14 protein-coding genes are annotated in these 17,518 nt (G+C 37.0%); all 14 read left to right on the forward strand.

Features of this window, described 5'->3' with window-relative positions; translation table 11 throughout:
- The first annotated feature begins 53 nt into the window (after positions 1-53).
- Positions 54-932 (forward strand): lysophospholipid acyltransferase family protein, encoded by an 879-nt coding sequence (locus ACYQ3D_RS02680; protein ID WP_459835929.1) that lies wholly within the window; start codon positions 54-56, stop codon positions 930-932.
- A complete protein-coding gene (gene lptC / locus ACYQ3D_RS02685; RefSeq protein WP_459835931.1) occupies positions 929-1,480 on the forward strand; it encodes an LPS export ABC transporter periplasmic protein LptC in 552 nt (183 codons plus the stop codon). The genes ACYQ3D_RS02680 and lptC (ACYQ3D_RS02685) overlap by 4 nt, the downstream gene beginning before the upstream one ends.
- Positions 1,481-1,613: 133 nt before the next feature.
- Positions 1,614-2,234 carry an LptA/OstA family protein gene (locus tag ACYQ3D_RS02690; RefSeq protein WP_459835933.1) on the forward strand — a complete coding sequence of 207 codons (621 nt, stop codon included), beginning with the start codon at positions 1,614-1,616 and terminating at the stop codon, positions 2,232-2,234.
- 1 nt (position 2,235) lies between these two features.
- Positions 2,236-2,952, forward strand: coding sequence for an LPS export ABC transporter ATP-binding protein (gene lptB, locus ACYQ3D_RS02695; protein ID WP_459835935.1), 717 nt, complete (start codon positions 2,236-2,238; stop codon positions 2,950-2,952).
- 13 nt (positions 2,953-2,965) lie between these two features.
- Positions 2,966-4,063: an LptF/LptG family permease gene (locus ACYQ3D_RS02700; protein ID WP_459835937.1), complete on the forward strand. Its 1,098-nt coding sequence runs from the start codon at positions 2,966-2,968 to the stop codon at positions 4,061-4,063.
- Between the two features lie 569 nt (positions 4,064-4,632).
- Positions 4,633-5,745, forward strand: a complete 1,113-nt coding sequence (locus tag ACYQ3D_RS02705; protein WP_459835940.1) for a DUF3084 domain-containing protein — start codon at positions 4,633-4,635, stop codon at positions 5,743-5,745.
- A 1-nt stretch (position 5,746) separates the two neighbouring features.
- Entirely contained in the window at positions 5,747-6,142 is a 396-nt protein-coding gene (locus tag ACYQ3D_RS02710) for a RuvC family protein (protein ID WP_459835943.1), read from the forward strand.
- A gap of 304 nt (positions 6,143-6,446) precedes the next feature.
- Positions 6,447-7,910 (forward strand): porin family protein, encoded by a 1,464-nt coding sequence (locus ACYQ3D_RS02715; RefSeq protein ID WP_459835945.1) that lies wholly within the window; start codon positions 6,447-6,449, stop codon positions 7,908-7,910.
- A 984-nt stretch (positions 7,911-8,894) separates the two neighbouring features.
- Positions 8,895-10,586, forward strand: a complete 1,692-nt coding sequence (locus ACYQ3D_RS02720; RefSeq protein WP_459835948.1) for an S-layer homology domain-containing protein — start codon at positions 8,895-8,897, stop codon at positions 10,584-10,586.
- A 147-nt stretch (positions 10,587-10,733) separates the two neighbouring features.
- Positions 10,734-11,021 carry a hypothetical protein gene (locus tag ACYQ3D_RS02725; protein WP_459835950.1) on the forward strand — a complete coding sequence of 96 codons (288 nt, stop codon included), beginning with the start codon at positions 10,734-10,736 and terminating at the stop codon, positions 11,019-11,021.
- Positions 11,022-11,375: 354 nt separating this feature from the next.
- Positions 11,376-13,340 (forward strand): LPS export ABC transporter periplasmic protein LptC, encoded by a 1,965-nt coding sequence (lptC, locus tag ACYQ3D_RS02730; protein ID WP_459835952.1) that lies wholly within the window; start codon positions 11,376-11,378, stop codon positions 13,338-13,340.
- 117 nt (positions 13,341-13,457) lie between these two features.
- The gene (locus tag ACYQ3D_RS02735; protein WP_459835954.1) at positions 13,458-15,794 is read left to right on the forward strand and encodes a glycosyltransferase N-terminal domain-containing protein; all 2,337 of its coding nucleotides are present in this window, start codon (positions 13,458-13,460) and stop codon (positions 15,792-15,794) included.
- Positions 15,795-15,962: 168 nt separating this feature from the next.
- Complete coding sequence (locus tag ACYQ3D_RS02740; RefSeq protein ID WP_459835956.1) at positions 15,963-16,313, forward strand: four helix bundle protein; 351 nt, start codon at positions 15,963-15,965, stop codon at positions 16,311-16,313.
- A 110-nt stretch (positions 16,314-16,423) separates the two neighbouring features.
- The gene (gene waaF, locus ACYQ3D_RS02745) at positions 16,424-17,428 is read left to right on the forward strand and encodes a lipopolysaccharide heptosyltransferase II (protein WP_459835959.1); all 1,005 of its coding nucleotides are present in this window, start codon (positions 16,424-16,426) and stop codon (positions 17,426-17,428) included.
- Positions 17,429-17,518 lie beyond the last annotated feature (90 nt).

Consider the following 17,518-nt stretch of genomic DNA (forward strand, 5'->3'; position numbering starts at 1 on the left):
TAACTCTCAATTGTCAATTATCAATTCTTAATTGTGTTAGGGAGCTGTTAGTGATGAAGGAGCAAGTGGAGTATTATCTGCTACAAGTATTTAAGTGGTTGATTAATTTTCTGCCAGCTAAGGTAGGAGATTATTTAGCTATCGGATTAGGGAACTTGTTATTTTATTTAATAAAAGGTAGACGAGAGTTAGGAATCAAGAATATAAAATCAGCTTTAGATTGTACTGACCAAGAAGCTTATCAGTTGACCAAAGAAGTCTTTGTGGATATAGCTCTTAAGTTGGGCGAAGTATTAAGGTTGGAAAACTGGACTGCAGCTGATTTTAAAGAGCGGATTAAGGTAGAAGGTCTAGAGCATCTCCAGCAGGCTTATGATCAAGAGCAAGGGATTGTTCTATTTACTGGTCACTTTGGTAACTGGGAGTTATTAGGACTTTATCTGTCCTGGTTAGGTTATCCAGTAAATGCTGTTGCTCGAGAGCATGGTAATGATTATCTTACTAAAGAGATCTGGCGGATTAGAGAAAGTCAGGGAGCTAGTGTCTTTAATCGACAGCAGGTTAAGGCGGCTTTTAAAAAATTAATCCAGCAAGAACTGCTATTACTATTAGGTGATCAGGATGCGCATCAGGGTGGTTGTTTTGTGGAGTTTTTTCAGCAGTTAGCTTCGACGCCTAAAGGGCCAGTAGTGTTGGCCCAGAAGGCAGAAGGTTTGATTTTACCTGTTTATTTAGTTAGAGAGGAGTTAGGCAACTATCGACTCTTTATAGAGGAACCTGTTGAGGTAGCACCAGAAGCTGATGAAACTCAGAGAAAAGAAGTCCTTCAGCAGTTAACTACTTCTTTAGAGGAGAAGATTAGAGCTTATCCTGCCCAGTGGCTGTGGTTACATCGGAGATGGAAGACTGATCCTAAGGAGGGCCAGGCATGAAGAAGTTAGGGGTTATTATTCTAGTTGTGGTGTTAATTAGCGGTTTGTATATTTTTCTACAACCTGCCGAAGAGCAGGATGAAATTTCGCAAGATCCAGTGCGGGAAAAAAAGCAACCCCAGACTGAGTTAGAAGATGCCCAAATTACTTTACACAGTACAGATGAGCAGACTAAATGGCAGTTAACAGCTCAGTCTATAGCCCGTTTTGAAAACCCCCAAGAGGTACAGTTAGAGCAGATTCAGGCTCAAGTTTATCAGAATGACCAAGAAATAATTACTTTAATTGCAGAACAAGGTAGTTTTGATCCCCAGACTGGTTTTTTATCTTTAAGTGGTTCTTTGACGATTAAAGGCCAAGATAAACTTATCAAGGCCGATAAGCTAAAGTGGAATCAAGCTAAAAACGAATTAACTGGTCAAGGTGATATTGTAATCAAGCAAAATGAATTAACTATTACTGGAGATAGATTTATCAGTCAGATTGATCTTAAGAAGTTACAGGTGTTAGGCAATACTAGGACGAACTTAACCCCAATTGACAATTGACAATGAACGATTTACAATTAAAATTATAAAGTCAAAATCTTTCAAATGATTAATATATAAATAATTATAGAATTTTTGAATTTGGTCTTGATTTTAACTGTCAATTGTAAATTAATAGAGGTAGGTGAGAGGGATGACTAAACAGATAATTATTAGTAGTCTGATTTTTACTTTAGTATTTTCTATAGGTTTAGCTGCTGCTGGCCAACAAGAAACTGAATTAATAGCTGATAAATTAATAGTTGATGATTTAAATGGTCAGTTGGTAGCCGAAGGAAATGTAACTTTACAGGAAGGTAAGACTACTCTCCAGGCAGATAAGCTAGTAGCCCAGCAAGATCTGCAAGAAGTTACAGCTTCAGGCCAAGTGCTACTCCAAGCTAGCGGTAGTAAGTTAACTGGTGAGCAGTTAGAACTAAATTATGAGACTCAACAGGGGGTTGTAACAGGAAGTCCGCAGTTAACTAGAGAAGAAGTGGTTGTAACTGGGGAACGGTTTACTTTTGATCTAAATCGTAGTCAGTTTGAAGTCACTGGTCAGGCTCATCTAGAAGACCCTAGCCAGGAACTAGTAGCTGATGCTGATAAACTAGAGTATCGCCAAGACCAGGCGCAGGTGGTTTTGACTGGAGAAGTAGAGGTTACTCGAAGAGGCCAGGAAATGGTGGCTCCAGAAGTGGTTATTGATTTAAAGAGTAAAAAGATGACTACCAAGGGAAAGACTAGATTTGTAATTCCAGGGCAAGGTGATTAAATTGGCAATCAAAGCTAAAGAGTTAGTTAAAACTTATGATGGAGAAGATGTAGTTGATCGAGTTGATTTTGAAGTTAATCAGGGCGAAGTAGTAGGTATTCTTGGTCCTAATGGAGCAGGCAAGACAACCACCTTTTATATGGTAGTAGGGCTAGTTAAGCCTAATCAAGGCCAAGTTGTCTTAAATGGTGAAGATATAACTAAATTACCAATGCACAAACGAGCCCAGCGAGGGGTTGGGTATTTGGCCCAGGAGGCTTCTGTTTTTAGAAAGTTAACAGTCGAGGAGAATCTATTGGCTATTTTAGAAATGATAGATCGTCCCCAGCCCGACCAAGAAATTGTTGAATCACTACTAGAGGAGTTTGAGATTGCAGATATTAGAGATCGCAAAGGATATATGTTATCTGGGGGCGAACGGCGGCGAGTGGAGATTGCTCGTTCACTAGTGACTGACCCAGATTATATTCTATTAGATGAACCTTTTGCTGGGGTGGATCCAATTGCTGTTAATGATATTCAAGATATTATTTCACATCTAAAGGACAGAGAGTTAGGAGTTTTAATTACAGATCATAGTGTTCGCGAGACATTAAGTATTACTGATCGAGCTTATATTATGCACCAAGGTGAAATATTGCTCTCAGGAACTGCAGATGAAGTAGCTAATAGTGAAGTGGCTAAAGAATTTTATCTAGGTGAGAAGTTTACAATGTGAGGTGCCAGTAGATATGAAAATCATTGATCGCTATCTATTACAGGAGTTGATTCAGCCTTTTTTATTTGGAGTATTTGCTTTTACAAGTATCTTTGTTGGTTCTGATGTCCTAATTAAATTAGCTGAGATGATGATGAAGTATGGAGTACCAATTCTGACTACAGTTAAGCTCTTCTTTTTAAGTCTACCCCAGATTATTATCTTGACTTTTCCGATGTCTATGTTATTAGCTACTTTATTAACCTTTGGTCGACTATCTGATGATAGTGAGATAGTAGCCTTACAGGCAGGAGGGGTTAGCCTGATTAGATTAGTGATCCCTGTGTTAATTGTGGCTTTAATGATTAGTGGTTTGACTATCTTTTTAAATAATAGCTTAGTACCTGCCAGCCAAAACAGTTATGAGGAGATTGTCTGGGAGTTAAAGCATGGCGAGGAGATGCCTAAAACCCAGCGGAATTTAAGGATTGCTCCGGTAGATAGCAAGACAGGAAAGTTAGACTTTTTATTGACTGCGGATAAGTTTGATGGTCGAACTCAGACTTTAGAGGGTGTTACTTGGCAGAATTATGAAGAGGGAGAGCTAGCGACGATTATCCAAGCTAAAAAGGCTAAATGGCAGAGGGATCAATGGGTCTTTATTGAAGGTACTAGTTACACTATTACCTCAGAAGGAAGGATTCCGCAGACTGAATTTCAGCGATTGAATATGAAGAACAAGCTATCTAGAACGCCTCAGCAGATGACTCGCAACCAAAAATCACCTGAGGAGATGACCCTAGGCGAGTTAAGCGAGCATATTGAATTGATGGAGCAAGAAGGTAGAGATGTTAATGAATTATTAGTTAGTTATTACCAGCGGTATGCTATTCCCTTTGCTTGTTTTGTTTTTGCTTTAGTAGGAGCTCCCTTAGGTCTAAATCCTAATCGGTCTGGTTCTTCTATTGGGTTAGGATTGAGTATTGTAGTGATCTTTATTTATTATACATTGATGACTATTGGTTCAGCGCTAGGTCAAGGTGGCAATCTAGCTCCGTGGTTAGGAGCTTGGCTCCAGAATATTGTCTTTACTATAGTAGGCATTGGATTATTGGTTAAGGAAGCAAGGTGAGAAAGCAATTGACAGTTTACAATTTAGAATTTACAATTAAATTCAAAAACAAAAAAATATATTTTTTTAATAGTATTTATAATGTTTATTCTTCTAGTTTACTAGGCAAGAGTTTTCTCACTCCCTGAATTTTTTCAAACTCATCTACAGCTCGCTGCTTAAAAATAAGGCTAACCTAATTTAATGTTTTGCAAATTAGGTAATTCAAGCCTTATTTTTACTCCAGCTTGCTAAGATTCGTTACTAAAAAATTCAAATGTCATTGTGAAACTCTTACCTAGTAATTGAGAAAGGTTGTTCTGGTTTAACTTAAGTAGAACAATCAGCGATCTATGATTAAAATGAGCAAGTAATATATGAACTATTATTTTTAATAGATTGAGTAACTTTTTAACTGTAAGAAGCATTGATTGTTCTACCCTGGAAATCTTTTGGTAACTTTTATAGTTTAATAAAAGTTACTCGGAAAAAAGCTACTTTGTAGCTTTTCCGAAATAGCTGTTGAAATATTATTTTTAATTCTCCATTCTCAATTGTTAATTGTTAATTAACTAGAAGGGGGCGGCGAAATGTATGGAGTCCAGTTAGTCTTAACTCTAATTATCCTAGGTGGCTTGATAGCTTATGTAGGCGATAAAATAGGTATGAAAGTAGGTAAAAAACGCTTGTCCCTGTTTGGTTTACGACCTAAATATACGTCTATTATTATCACAATTATTACTGGTATTTTAATTGCTTTAATGTCCTTAGGTTTATTATTAGTTGTTTCTCAAAATGTGCGCCAAGCCTTATTTGATATGCAGGCTGTATTAGAAAAGTTAGATAATTTACAGCAGACTGTGCAAGCTAAAAATCAGGAGTTAACTACCCTCCGGGATCAGGTTACAGCTAAATCAAAGGAATTACTGACTCTAGAACAGGATAAGGAAAAATTACAGACTAGGCTAGGGAAGATGAAGCAAGAATATAAACAGGTTAAAGATCGCAAGTTACAGTTAGAAACGCAGGTAGAGGAGTTATCACTCCAACAGGAGGCACTAACAGACCAGGTTAATAATTTGGCCCATAATTTGAGCTTATTTGGTAAGCGCTACTTTCATTCTTTAACTGAAGATCTTATCTTTCCTAAAGGTGAGGTAGTAGTTAGTACTAGGATTGCTGAGAGTAATCCAGCAGCTAAGCTAGAAAAATTACTTGCTACAGCTAAACAAGAAGCTAACCAGGCTGGGTTAGGTGCTGGCCAAGTAACTTATAATCAAGAAGAAAAAGAGGAAGCAATTAATCTAGTGACTAACCGTAAGGAGCAGATGATTCTACGACTTGTAGCAGCTCAGAATACTTTCCAAGATGAAGAGTTACAACTGAAGTTTGATCTGTATCCTGATTATCAAGTCTACGAGCAAGGAGAAACTATTATGACCTATCAGGTGGAAGCGGAGCAGTTGGCCCAGTTAGAAGCTGAGTTAGACCAACTAGTAGCTCGATTAAATCAGGTAGCTGTGCAGGAAGGAATGTTACCTGATAAGCAAGGTCAGGTAGTTGATTTTTCGTTGGCCCAGCTATATCCTTTAGTGGATAAATTACTAGGTTCAGAAACTAATCAACTTAAAGTAGTAGCCAGCCAAGAAGTCTGGCGGGCCAGTAATCTCCAGGCTAATATCAAATTAGAGGTGGAGGATTAAGATGATTATTGCAGTTGATCCCGGAAAAGATAAATGTGGAGTAGCTGTGGTAGAGGAAGATCTGACAGTAAAGCAGCAGGAGGTGGTAGCTAGGGCTAAGTTAGGAGCTAACTTAGCAGCACTCCAAACTAAGTACCAAGGTGCAGAGTTAGTGATTGGTGATGGAACTAAGTCTCAGGAAGTAACAACAGAGTTAGCAGCTATCTGTCCGCAAATTAGTTTAGTTGATGAATCTCATTCTACTCTTGAGGCCCGCCAACTCTACTGGCAAGAGAATCCTCCGACTGGTTGGCGAAGATTAATTCCTCTCTCTTTACAAACTCCTCCAGATCCAATAGATGATTATGTAGCTATTATTTTGGCTAACCGTTATCTACAATCAAAAAATGTAACATAAGTTGCTTATAGCGGATAATTATGTTAGAATAATAGCAGGTTAGTTTATATAAGTACATATTTTTTGGTTGGTGGCTGAGAGAAAATTAGAAAATTACAATTTTTTCGCTCAGTTTGCAGGTCTTTTTAATTTAATCGACAAATGTATAAGTAGTGAAGATTTAGCAATTTACTAAAAAATATTTTTGGCGGGAAAGGAGGTGATCCCCGCACGCCAAGACAATCTAGTTAATAGATTTATTTTTCAATAAAAAAGAAAGTATAATGTTTTATTGAAACAAAAAAGTTAAGGGGGATATTAAATTATGAAGAAAATTGTAGGTTTACTTACGTTTGTTTTAGTTTTAGGTTTAGCTGTGCCAGGTTTTGCAGCTGAAGATAATGTAGAAATTACTGGTACTGTGGACACTATTTTTGAAGTTGGTGGCTATGGTGACAATACAGATGCTACTAAGGAACTTTGGGCAGATGATGATGTATTAGATGAGGATTATGAAGAGGATCCTGATTTATTCCCTGCTGAAAAGGCATTCTACCAAGAAATTGGCTTAAATGTAGCAGGAACTGTAAATGAGAATATTGCTTTTGATTTAGCAATTGATACATTAACAAATAATTTCACTAAAGTAGAAGGTCCAGGAGTTTTAGGTAATCCAGTAACAGAAGATGGTAAATCAGATGCTAGTGACTTAGTAATGGATACTGCTTTATTGACAATTGATACTGCTGCTTCTACAATTAAGTTAGGAGATATGAATGACTATGGAGCAGAGACTTACTTTATTGATGAAGAAGATGTAGAAGGTGCAGAAGTAAGTACTGCTATTGCAGGTAATGATGTTACAGGGTTTGTAGTAAGCGACAATGATGACTTCAAAGAGAAGATTAATGGTGAGGATGAAGAAGTTGAAGGTATAGATTTCTACGGCGTAAAAGCTACTAAAAACTTAGAAATTGCTGATTTAACTGGTAAGATCTATCAAGCTAGAGTTGCAGGATATGATGTTACTAACTTAGCTGTAGCTGGTGAGAAAGAAATGAACGCTCTTACGTTAAATGGAGAGGTAGTTGCTAATAGTGCAGATGAAGAGGTTGCTAGTTTCGCTGCAAAGAATGATACTGCTGCAACAGCACTTAACCAAGATGCTGAAGGAGATGCTTTAATCAACCTTGGTGCTGATTATAAGGTATCTGATGTTTTATCTGTAAATGGTACAGTAGAAAAAGTTGGAGATGAATTTGTAGCAGTTGCGCATGACCTTGAGGAAGATGCTGACTATGAGTTATATGAAGTTGGCGCTGAGTATAAGCTAGATACTGCTACTAATGTTAGTGGTTCTTATACTATGGTTCAGCCAGGTAACTCTTTAGAGGATAAATATGAAGATGATGAAACTAAGAAAACTATTGAAGTAGCTCTAGATAATACTAGAGGAGCATTTACTAATACTGCTTCTGTAGAAATGACTACTAATGATGCTTATGCAGAAGATACTGATGTAACTGTAATTAGTCTAGGTACTGATTATGCTATGACTGATGCTACTACAGTAACTGCTGATTTAGTTAACCAATCTGCTGATGATAAGTATGATAATGACTTTACTTATCTAACAGCTGGATTAGATACACAAGTTTCTGAAAATGTAACTTGGAATACTGAAGCTAAATATGTTTCTGGTGATGCTTATAATGATGATGGCGAGGTTACAATTGATGATGAAGGAGAAGGTAGTGCATTAACTACTAAGTTAAGCGTTAACTTCTAATCAATCTCAAATTAGATCTTAAACCTCCGGGCCAACTCCCGGGGGTTTTTCACTTTACAATGTACAATTGATAATTGACAATTAAAACAATAAAATAATCTATAACTTAAGGGCACAACTCTGTTGTGTCTTTTATTATTTTTTGGATATACTTTCCTAAAGGATTTAGGCAGGACAGGTCAAATAAGTATAATAGTCGTCTGCTATTTGCTGTCTGTCGTCTGCTGTCTGCTATCAGCCCAAGCTAAAAATCAAATTCAAACTCTAGCTTAAACTCAAACTCAAACTTAGATTTAATCTTCAACTCATTGGTTAAACTTTCCTAGAGGTTTAAGAAAGGGAACGTCAAATAAGTATAGTGGCGGAAGGAATTGAGAATTGACAATTAATAATTTACAATTAACAATTAAACTCAAAAAATAGTGACTTAGACTCAAACTCAGTCTTAAAGTCAAACTTAAACTTAGACTCAGACTCAATACTTAACTTATTGGATATACTTTCCTAAAGGATTTAGGCAGGCCAAGTCAAATAAGTATAACAGTCATTAGCTATTTGCTGTCTGCTATGAGCTAAAACCAAAAATCAAGATTTTACTCGAGCTCAATCTTAAACTTAAACTCAGCCTTAAGCTTATACTTAAATTGTTTCTCAACTGTCAATTGTAAATTGTAAACTATAAACTGATTTGTGAGTTGGGGATTTATAAGTAGATACTGACTAATATTAGTATTTAGCTATGAGTTTCTAACCTACTACAATCCTATAACATCGGGCAAGAAAGGAGGTGAACCCCCGCTTAGCCCCAAGCAGGATTGTTTAGCAGGTATTACAGTTACGCACGGAAATAACTAAGGGTAAGGAAGAGTTGAGGAAACACGGTCACTCGCTTGGGAATTACTCCTAGTTATAATTAGTTGTAACTGTAATAGCCAATATATTAACTACTAATTATACTATGAAATTAACTAGGGGGCTTTATTAATGAAAACAAGGAAATCAAAATTAACTATTCTATTGACTATGGCTTTAGTATTTGCACTAACTGTACCAGTAATGGCTAGTCCGTTCCAAGATGTACCAGCTAATCACTGGGCTACTGATGCTTTAGAACAAGTTGCTCAAGAAGGATTGATTGATGGATACAATGATGGCCAGTTTAAAGGTGACAAAGAATTAACTCGTTATGAGGTTGCTACTCTAACAGCTAAAGTACTAAATAAAATCAAGGCTGAAGATAAAGAAGTAACTGAAGAAACAGCACAAGCTATCAAAAAGTTAGCTACTGAGTTTGATAAGGAATTAGCTAAAGTTGATAGTAGATTAAAAGATCTAGAAACTGTTCAAATTAATGGAGAGACTGGTGTAGAGTATAAAGACACTGAAGTTGAAGGTAATGGAGTAATGACTGATGAGGAAGGTAATGAAGTAGTTTATAAAGATCCATTTAACACTGATGTAGATGGTGATGATGAAGAATTCACTAACGCTAATAAGAATGATGAGGATGATGTGACAACTACTGAAGATTACTTTAAGCAATATGCAGATTTTAATGTTAATATTCAAAAAGATGGTTTAACAGCTGATTTAGATTTATTAGCTACTGGAAATTACTTCGGTAGTCCTGGTAATGATGAAGATGATATGAGTCAAGATATTAAATTAGATGAGATGTCTGGACAAGTTGCTACTGAAGATTTTGTAGCTAATATCGGAGATGACCAAGATTTAGGTTGGAAAGATTATTTATTTGCTGAGGATGACAATATTAATGGTGTAGTTGTTGAAGCAGGTGACTCTACAGTTGCTCTAGGTAAAGATGGAGCGAAGAAGACTGTTGCTGCTAAACAAGATAACTTATTTAACTTACCTGTTAACTTATACGCAGGGAACAATGAAGATAATACTGTAGTTGCTGCTGATACTGCATTTGATTTAGTAGGAATTGACTTAACTGGTGAGGTTGCTACTAGTGGTCAGAACTTAGAAGAGACATTAGCTAGAGTAAAAGCAAGTGAAAACTTAGGTAAACTTAATCTAGCTGCTGAATATCAATATACTGATAACTTCACTGGTATCCAAATTGACGAAGATGACTATGAGCCAGGAGAAGAAGTTACTTTAGCTGCTAAGGTAGCTGAAGATAATGCTTATAATGTATCTGGTGTAGAAGTATTCGGTAACTATGAACATGAAGTTGATTCTGGTGATGAAGAAAGATATGTAGAAGCTAATAAAGATTTAGCTGATCTTAAGTTAGCTACTATTTATGATTACGAAAATACTAGTACTGAAGACAAGTCTGATAAGGTAGTAAGTGCAGCATATGCTCCAGAATTTAAGGTAGCTGGAGTTGAAGTAGCTCCGAAAGCTAAGGTAGCTGCTATTTATGATAAGGATAACAACCAAGCTATTAATAAAGAAGCTGGCGTAGATGCTAGTTACCAAGTTAATGATAAGGTAACTACTAAAGCTGGTTATGCTTGGGCCAACAAAGAAGATCGGGTAGATATTGAAGGAGAAAAAGTTACTGCTAATGCTGGTGTAGAGTATCAAGTAACTGAAGATTCTGCTGCAACTGTTGATTATGAACAGACTGACTTTACTGGAGCTAGTGACGAAAATAGCTTCGCTACACAAAGCGTAACTGGACAAGTTAACGTTAAGTTTTAATTAACATTTAAATTTAATTGAGAAGTTGGCCCCTGGTCTTTTCCAGGGGTCTTTTTAGTTTGGTGTGAGTCGTGTGTCGTGTGCTATGTGTCGTGAGTCAGCCCATAGCAGACAGCACATAGCACGTAACCAAAGGAGGAGAGAGTGATGAAGAAGTTAGTAATTCTTTGTTTAGTGGTTACTTTTGTAGCTGTTCAGGCACCAGTAGGTTTGGCTGAGACAGTAGAAGCTAAACACGAAGTATTAACAGTTGCCGAGGAGCAGTTGATTGACTTAGCAATGAAGGAGAAGTTTACTGATTTAACAGAGGTAATGAGTAAGTTAGTCCAGCTGAATTTAGAATCTAAACAAGAAAAAATAAGTTTAGCTGAGATTCATGTTGTAGATTTTAAATATAAAGCAGATAAAATAATTATTTATTATCAGTTAGATTAGTGGGGCTATTTGGTATTTAGCACTTTAGAAATAAAAAATAAAGGATTATTAGCAGGAAACAAATTGATTATTAAAGAAAGAACAAAGTAGAAGATAGAAAAGAATAGATAAAAGATTGGTTATGGATTACTAATACTAATTCTAAATACCTGCTTAACTAGTTTATGCTAGTTGAGTAGGTATTTGTTATTTTATGGAGATAGATGTTTACGTTAATTCATGTTATAATAATAGTCGTTAGTTATGTGCTATGTGCTATGAGGCTAGTTCAAAACTATTACCAGCCAAAAATAAATCTAAAGAAAATTGTTGCTGAATCAAGACTTGATATAAAACCAAAGAGAGGTGGAAGAAGTGCGCAAGGCAGTAATCATTACAGTACTGATCTTAGCTTTCTGTATTCAACCTGTCGCAGCAGAAGAGATGCCCTTTACTATCGAAGCTGATGATCATGTAGCTTTTGTAGAAGCTAAACAACAGATTGAAGCAGAGGGCAATGTAGTAATTAAGTTAGCAGATGGTTCTATTCAAGCCGACCAAATGACTATCTTCTTAGATAAAAAAGTGATTGTAGCTGCGGGAAATGTCACTTTAATTGATGGTGAACAACAGGTGACGGGGAGTAAACTAGAGTATAATTACCAGACCAAAGAAGGGAAATTACTGGATAGTCAATCCCAGCAGGACAAGCTACACTTTAGTGGTGAAGTAGCTCATTTACAACAGGATCAAATAGTTGTTGAGAATAGTACTCTAACTACTTGTCTACTAGATGATCCCCACTATAAGTTAACAGCTGAACAGATAACTGTCTATCCTGGTGATAAGGTAGTAGCTCGAGATGTTTGGTTATGGGCCAAGGATTATAAAATATTACCCTTCCCTACTTATACTGCTAGTCTAGCCGAAGATGAAGAAGAACGAAAACAAGAGACAACCTCTTTGCCAGAACCTAGAGTTGGTTATAATGGTGATGATGGAACGTATCTCCAAGTTGATTATGATCATTATATTAATCAAGATTTAAAAGGTAAGTTTTCTACTAAATTAACTAGTAGGAGTACTGATGAATTAAATTTAGATTATACCTATAATCCCAACCAACATACTAATTTTAATCCTCGGTTAAATTATGATCGGGAGTATGGTTTAGATTCTTATTTCAATTTAACTAATCAGTTTGACGATACGACTAGTGAATTAAAATATAATTCTTATACAATTACTGATGAAGATGATGAAGATTATAGAGAAAGAAAGTGGTGGGCTAAATGGGATTTGAGTACTAAATTAGGAGAAATAGATTTGAATACGCAACTAAAACAAGATCAAGATGATCAACATCTTAACCGCAGATTAGAATTAAAAGAAACTTGGTCAGATTATTACTGGAAGTTAGAATCTAGCAGATATTTTGATATTAGTTATAAACCACAACTATCAGTGGGAGTTAAGAATAAAGATATAGGTAGAGGTAACTTATTATCTCTTGATCTGAAGCAAGGTGAAATAAAAGCAGAAGCAAATGAATCGGAAGCAGATGTAGAGACTACTAGAAAACAGTTAGCTGTAGGGTTAAAGAATGAATATCAGTTAACTGAGACTGCTAAGTTGCGGTGGCAGGGAGAAGTGACTGATGCTAGCTATGGAACAACTGCTGATTACCGTAGTTATGAATTCAAAACAGCTGTTAGTAAGAAGACGCCGGAGTGGAATTTTGGTCTGGATTATCAGTATCATGGCGACCAAGGCCAGACGCCATTTGAATTTGATGATTTAATTACTGATGGATTAGGGGCTAGACATTTAATCTCCAGTAATGTAGGCCAAGAAGAGATTAGTTTAAATGATGATTTAAAACTAGACTGGAATATGTTTGGGAAGAAGAGATTTTACGAAGCTGGAATAGAATATAGTCAGTATGGGTTGGAGACTACAGCTAATTATCAGATTGATGAATATAATAAGTTATCTATAGGATATGATTATCAGTCTTTATCTAAGAAGAATATTGTACCTAATAAAAATTATGATCTAAATGATGAAGATGATCGAGAAGATGCAGCTGATGATTTAGATTTTATTAGTGAGAGTGATTTAACTTTAACTAATCAGTTGAAATTTGGTTATCAGTTTCAGACTAACAAACAGGAGTTTCCTTATTGGGATGTAAAAATTGATACTGCTTATGATTTTAAAGATAAAGAGTTAGCAGAACTGAATTATTCTCTAACTAGAGAGTTTGATTGTTTTAATGCTCAGCTAGAGTTTGATCAGTTAGAGAAAGAGGTAGAGTGGAGTTTAGATTTTAAATATTAATTTAGATTTTAGGTTTGAACTTTTTGCAGTCTGATGATAGATATTGTATAATGTAATTGATAATTAGCGATATATAAGAGATTAAATAGAAATCAAGCTTGATAAGGGGTTTAGATAATGACAATAGCCTATTGGTTGTATGATTTATTATTAGTAATTAGTTGTATTCTTTATTTGCCAGTTATGTTATATAAGGTAATTATTAAAGATCAGTCTCTAAGACAATTTAAGCAACGTTTAGGACTATTATCAAGTAGAATCAAGGATAAGTTGACAACTAAACAGGTGATTTGGGTTCATGCAGCATCGGTAGGAGAAACAGGGGCAGCAGAACCAGTAGTTACAGAGTTGCGACAAGAATTCCCTGAGTATAAGATTTTATTTTCTACTATGACTGCTACTGGCCAGGAAATGGCTCATAAGCTAATAGATGAGGCGGATGAAATTATTTATTTCCCCTTTGATCTACCTTGGGTTATGAAGAAGGTGCTCCAGGAAATTAATCCGGAGTTAGTTGTCTTGATGGAGACTGAATTATGGCCTAATTTTCTTAGGCAAGCTAAAAGATTAGGGAGCAAAGTAATGATTGCTAGTGGGCGGATTAGTGATAAAAGTATTGATCGTTATCAGTTACTAGGTTCCTTTGGAGAAGAAGTAATAGGTCAGATTGATTCTTATAGTATGCAATCTGAATTAGATAAGGAAAGAATTATTACCTTAGGTGCTGATAAAGGTCTAGTCTATAATAATGGAAATACTAAGTTTGACCAAGAGTATAGTAATACTAGTCATAAGGCTAAAGAGGAGATCTATCAAGAATATAAATTGGACCCAGAAGCTCCTATTATAGTAGCTGGTAGTACTCATGAAGATGAGGAAGAGCAATTAATAGCTTGTTACCAGGAATTGAAGGAGCAGTTTCCTGATTTGGTTTTACTTTTGGCCCCTAGGTATGTTGGGCGCAAAGAAGAGATTGAAGCTACCTACCAAGAAGCGGGGATTGAGACAGTAAGAAGGAGTCAGTTAGAGACTAGAGATCCCCAACAGGAGTCAGTAATTATAGTTGATACTATTGGTGAATTGGCTAGCTTATATGGCATAGCTGATCTTGTTTTTATAGGTGGTAGTTTGATTGATCGGGGAGGCCATAATATCTTAGAGCCAGCTTCGCAAGGGAAGCCAGTCTTCTTTGGCCCTTATATGTATAATTTTAAGGATAGTACTGAATTATTATTAGAGCATAAAGTAGGAATTCAAGTTAAGAATGTAAGAGAGCTAACTGATAAGATGACTAAATATCTTTCTAAGCCAGATCTACTGGCAGCTAAAAATAAACAAGCTCTAAAGTTAATTGAACAAAATCAAGGAGCAGCGCAAGCTAATGCTAAGTTGGCTAAGGAATTAATAGCTACTAGGAAGATACTATTGATGCGATTAAGTGCAATTGGTGATGTAATTCATGCTTTACCAGTAGCTAAAGCAGTTAGAGAGACTTATCCCCAAGCAGAATTGACTTGGATTGTAGAGAAAAAAGCCAAAGATTTAGTAGTAGATAATCCTAATCTAGACGAAGTTATTGTGTTACCTAAAGAAAAATGGAAGACAGATTTTAAAGAGAAAAAATGGGCTACTTTAAAAGAGGTTAAAAGCTTCTTTAATAACTTGCAGCAGGAATTTGATTTTGATTTAGTTTTGGATTTACATGGCTTATTTAAAAGTGGTTTAACTGCTTATTTAAGTGGGGCTAGAAGAAGGATTGGTTCCCAAGCAGGTCGGGAAGGTAGTACCCTTTTTTATAATCAACAGATTGAGTTACCTGACCGAGAAATACACCAGATTGATAAGAACCTTTACTTAGCGGAAAAAGGTTTAGGTGCTACTAGCCAAGAGGTAGATTTTGAGATTGCTATTTCTGAGCAGGAGCAAGCTCGAGTGGAGCAGTTATTAGCTGAGTTAGGAGTAGAGGAAACTGCTAAGTTAATAGCTATTAATCCTCGGACAAGCTGGAGTTCTAAAAACTGGATACCTAGTAGATATGCTCAACTGGCGGATAGATTAAGTCAGGAATTAGACTGTACCGTGCTCTTTACTGGCGGGCCAAGCGACAAACAAAAGATAGCTCAAATCCAAGCTAAGATGAAGTCTAATGCCTATAATCTAGCGGGCAAGACAAGTCTTAAAGAGACAGCTTATCTATATCAGCAAGCCCAACTTTTTGTCGGTGGTGATACAGGTCCACTCCATCTGGCAGTTGCTATGGATCTAACAGCTATAGCACTAATGGGCCCTACTAATCCTCAGACTCATGGCCCCTACGGCGATGAGCATATTGTGATTCAGCCTGATATAGAGTGTAAGAACTGTTGGGAGCGTGAGTGTCCCAAGGATGCTCACAAGTGTATGGAGTCAATTACAGTAGAAGAAGTGTTTCAGGCTGTGAGCTGTGTGGTGTGAGCTGTGAGCTATCAGCCTTCTGCTATCTGCTATCAGCTGTCCGCTGTCCGCTATCTGCAGACGGCAGATGACAGAAAGCAGACCGCAGACGGCAGACGACACATAAAAATCCCTTCTTGGTAAATAATAATTTTCATAACACTATTTACCAATGGAGGATGATCTATATTGAGTAATGCTGAAGACTTAGATGTATTTCAGAAATCTCATAGTTTAGCAGTGGATTTATATGAATTGACCAAAGACTTTCCTGACCAAGAAAGATATGGTCTTGTTGATCAGATAAGAAGATCAGCTTCTTCTATTAATGCTAATCTGATGGAAGGAAGTCATCGAAATACCGATGGAGAATATAAACAATTTATTGGGATTGCTAGAGGTTCAGTAGGGGAATTGAAATATCATCTCTTATTAGCTAAAGATTTGGATTACATTACAAAAGAGCGGTATTTAGAATTTAAAAAGGAAACCAGTGATATAAGTAGAATGTTAACAGGGTTGATTGGAGCGGTGAGTTAGCTATCTGCTATCAGCTGTCCGCTGTCAGCTATCTGCAGACGGCAGACGACAGACAGCCGACGACGGACAGCCGACACACCGCCCACGACACGAACAGGAGTGAACTATCAATGAAGGAAATAAAACAAGCTAAAAGAATAGTAGTAATTGATCTACTCTACCTAGGCGATTTACTATTTGCTACTCCTTTTTTTCGTAATTTAAGCCATAATTTTCCGGAAGCTAGGATAGATTTAGTAGCCAATGCTAATTTTGCTGCCATGATGGAGAACAATCCCCATCTCGATCAGGTATATGCCTATGATAAAAGCTGGGGGTTATGGGAAAGTTGGGCTTTTGCTCGTCAACTAAAGGAGAATGACTACGATTTAGGACTGAATATTCATGGTAACTGGCGGACTGCTTTATTGCTGCGGGCCATCAGTCCCGAGTATAGTGTAGGCTATGGAACTAAAGGACGAGGCATTTTCTTAGATCAGGCTGTAACTCCAGTGGAAGAAGGCCATATGGTTGATAATTATCTGGCCTTATTGCCTAAGCTAGGTTTAGAGATTTTTGATCAAGCAGGCCAGGAGTTAGCAGTTACTGATCAGGCTTTAGCTAGGATGACTGAGTTTCTGACTGAAGCAGGTGTAACTAAGGAGGATAGAGTGATTGGCTTAAATACAGGAGCTAGCTGGGCTACTAAACGGTGGCCGAAAAGAAAATGGGCCAACTTAGCCGATCAATTACAACAAACAGAAGCTAAGGTAGTCTTCTTTGGCGGGCCTGGTGATGTTCAGCGGGTGACAGAGATAGTAGACCAGATGGCGGAAGAGCCTATTATTGCTGCTGGAGAGACTAACCTACAGGAGTTAGCTGCTCTAGCTTCGTTATCTGATCTCTTTATCAGTGGCGATAGTGGACCAGTTCATGTGGCTGCTAGTGTAGAGACACCAACTATAGCTATCTTTGGCCCGTCTGATGAGACTAAATATCATCCCTATGGAGATAATTATCAGGTAATAACTAATGAGATTGACTGTCGACCGTGTGGTGAACAGCAGTGTCCTCTAGAACATCATCGATGTATGGAGAATATTAGTCCCGAAGATGTTTTGAGCTGTGTGGTGTGAGGTATCAGCTGTCAGCTATCTGCTATCAGCTGTCCGCTGTCAGCTGACCGCAGACCGCAGACCGCAGAAAGCAGACCGCAGAAAGCAGAC

Source organism: Halanaerobaculum tunisiense (genome assembly GCF_054657635.1).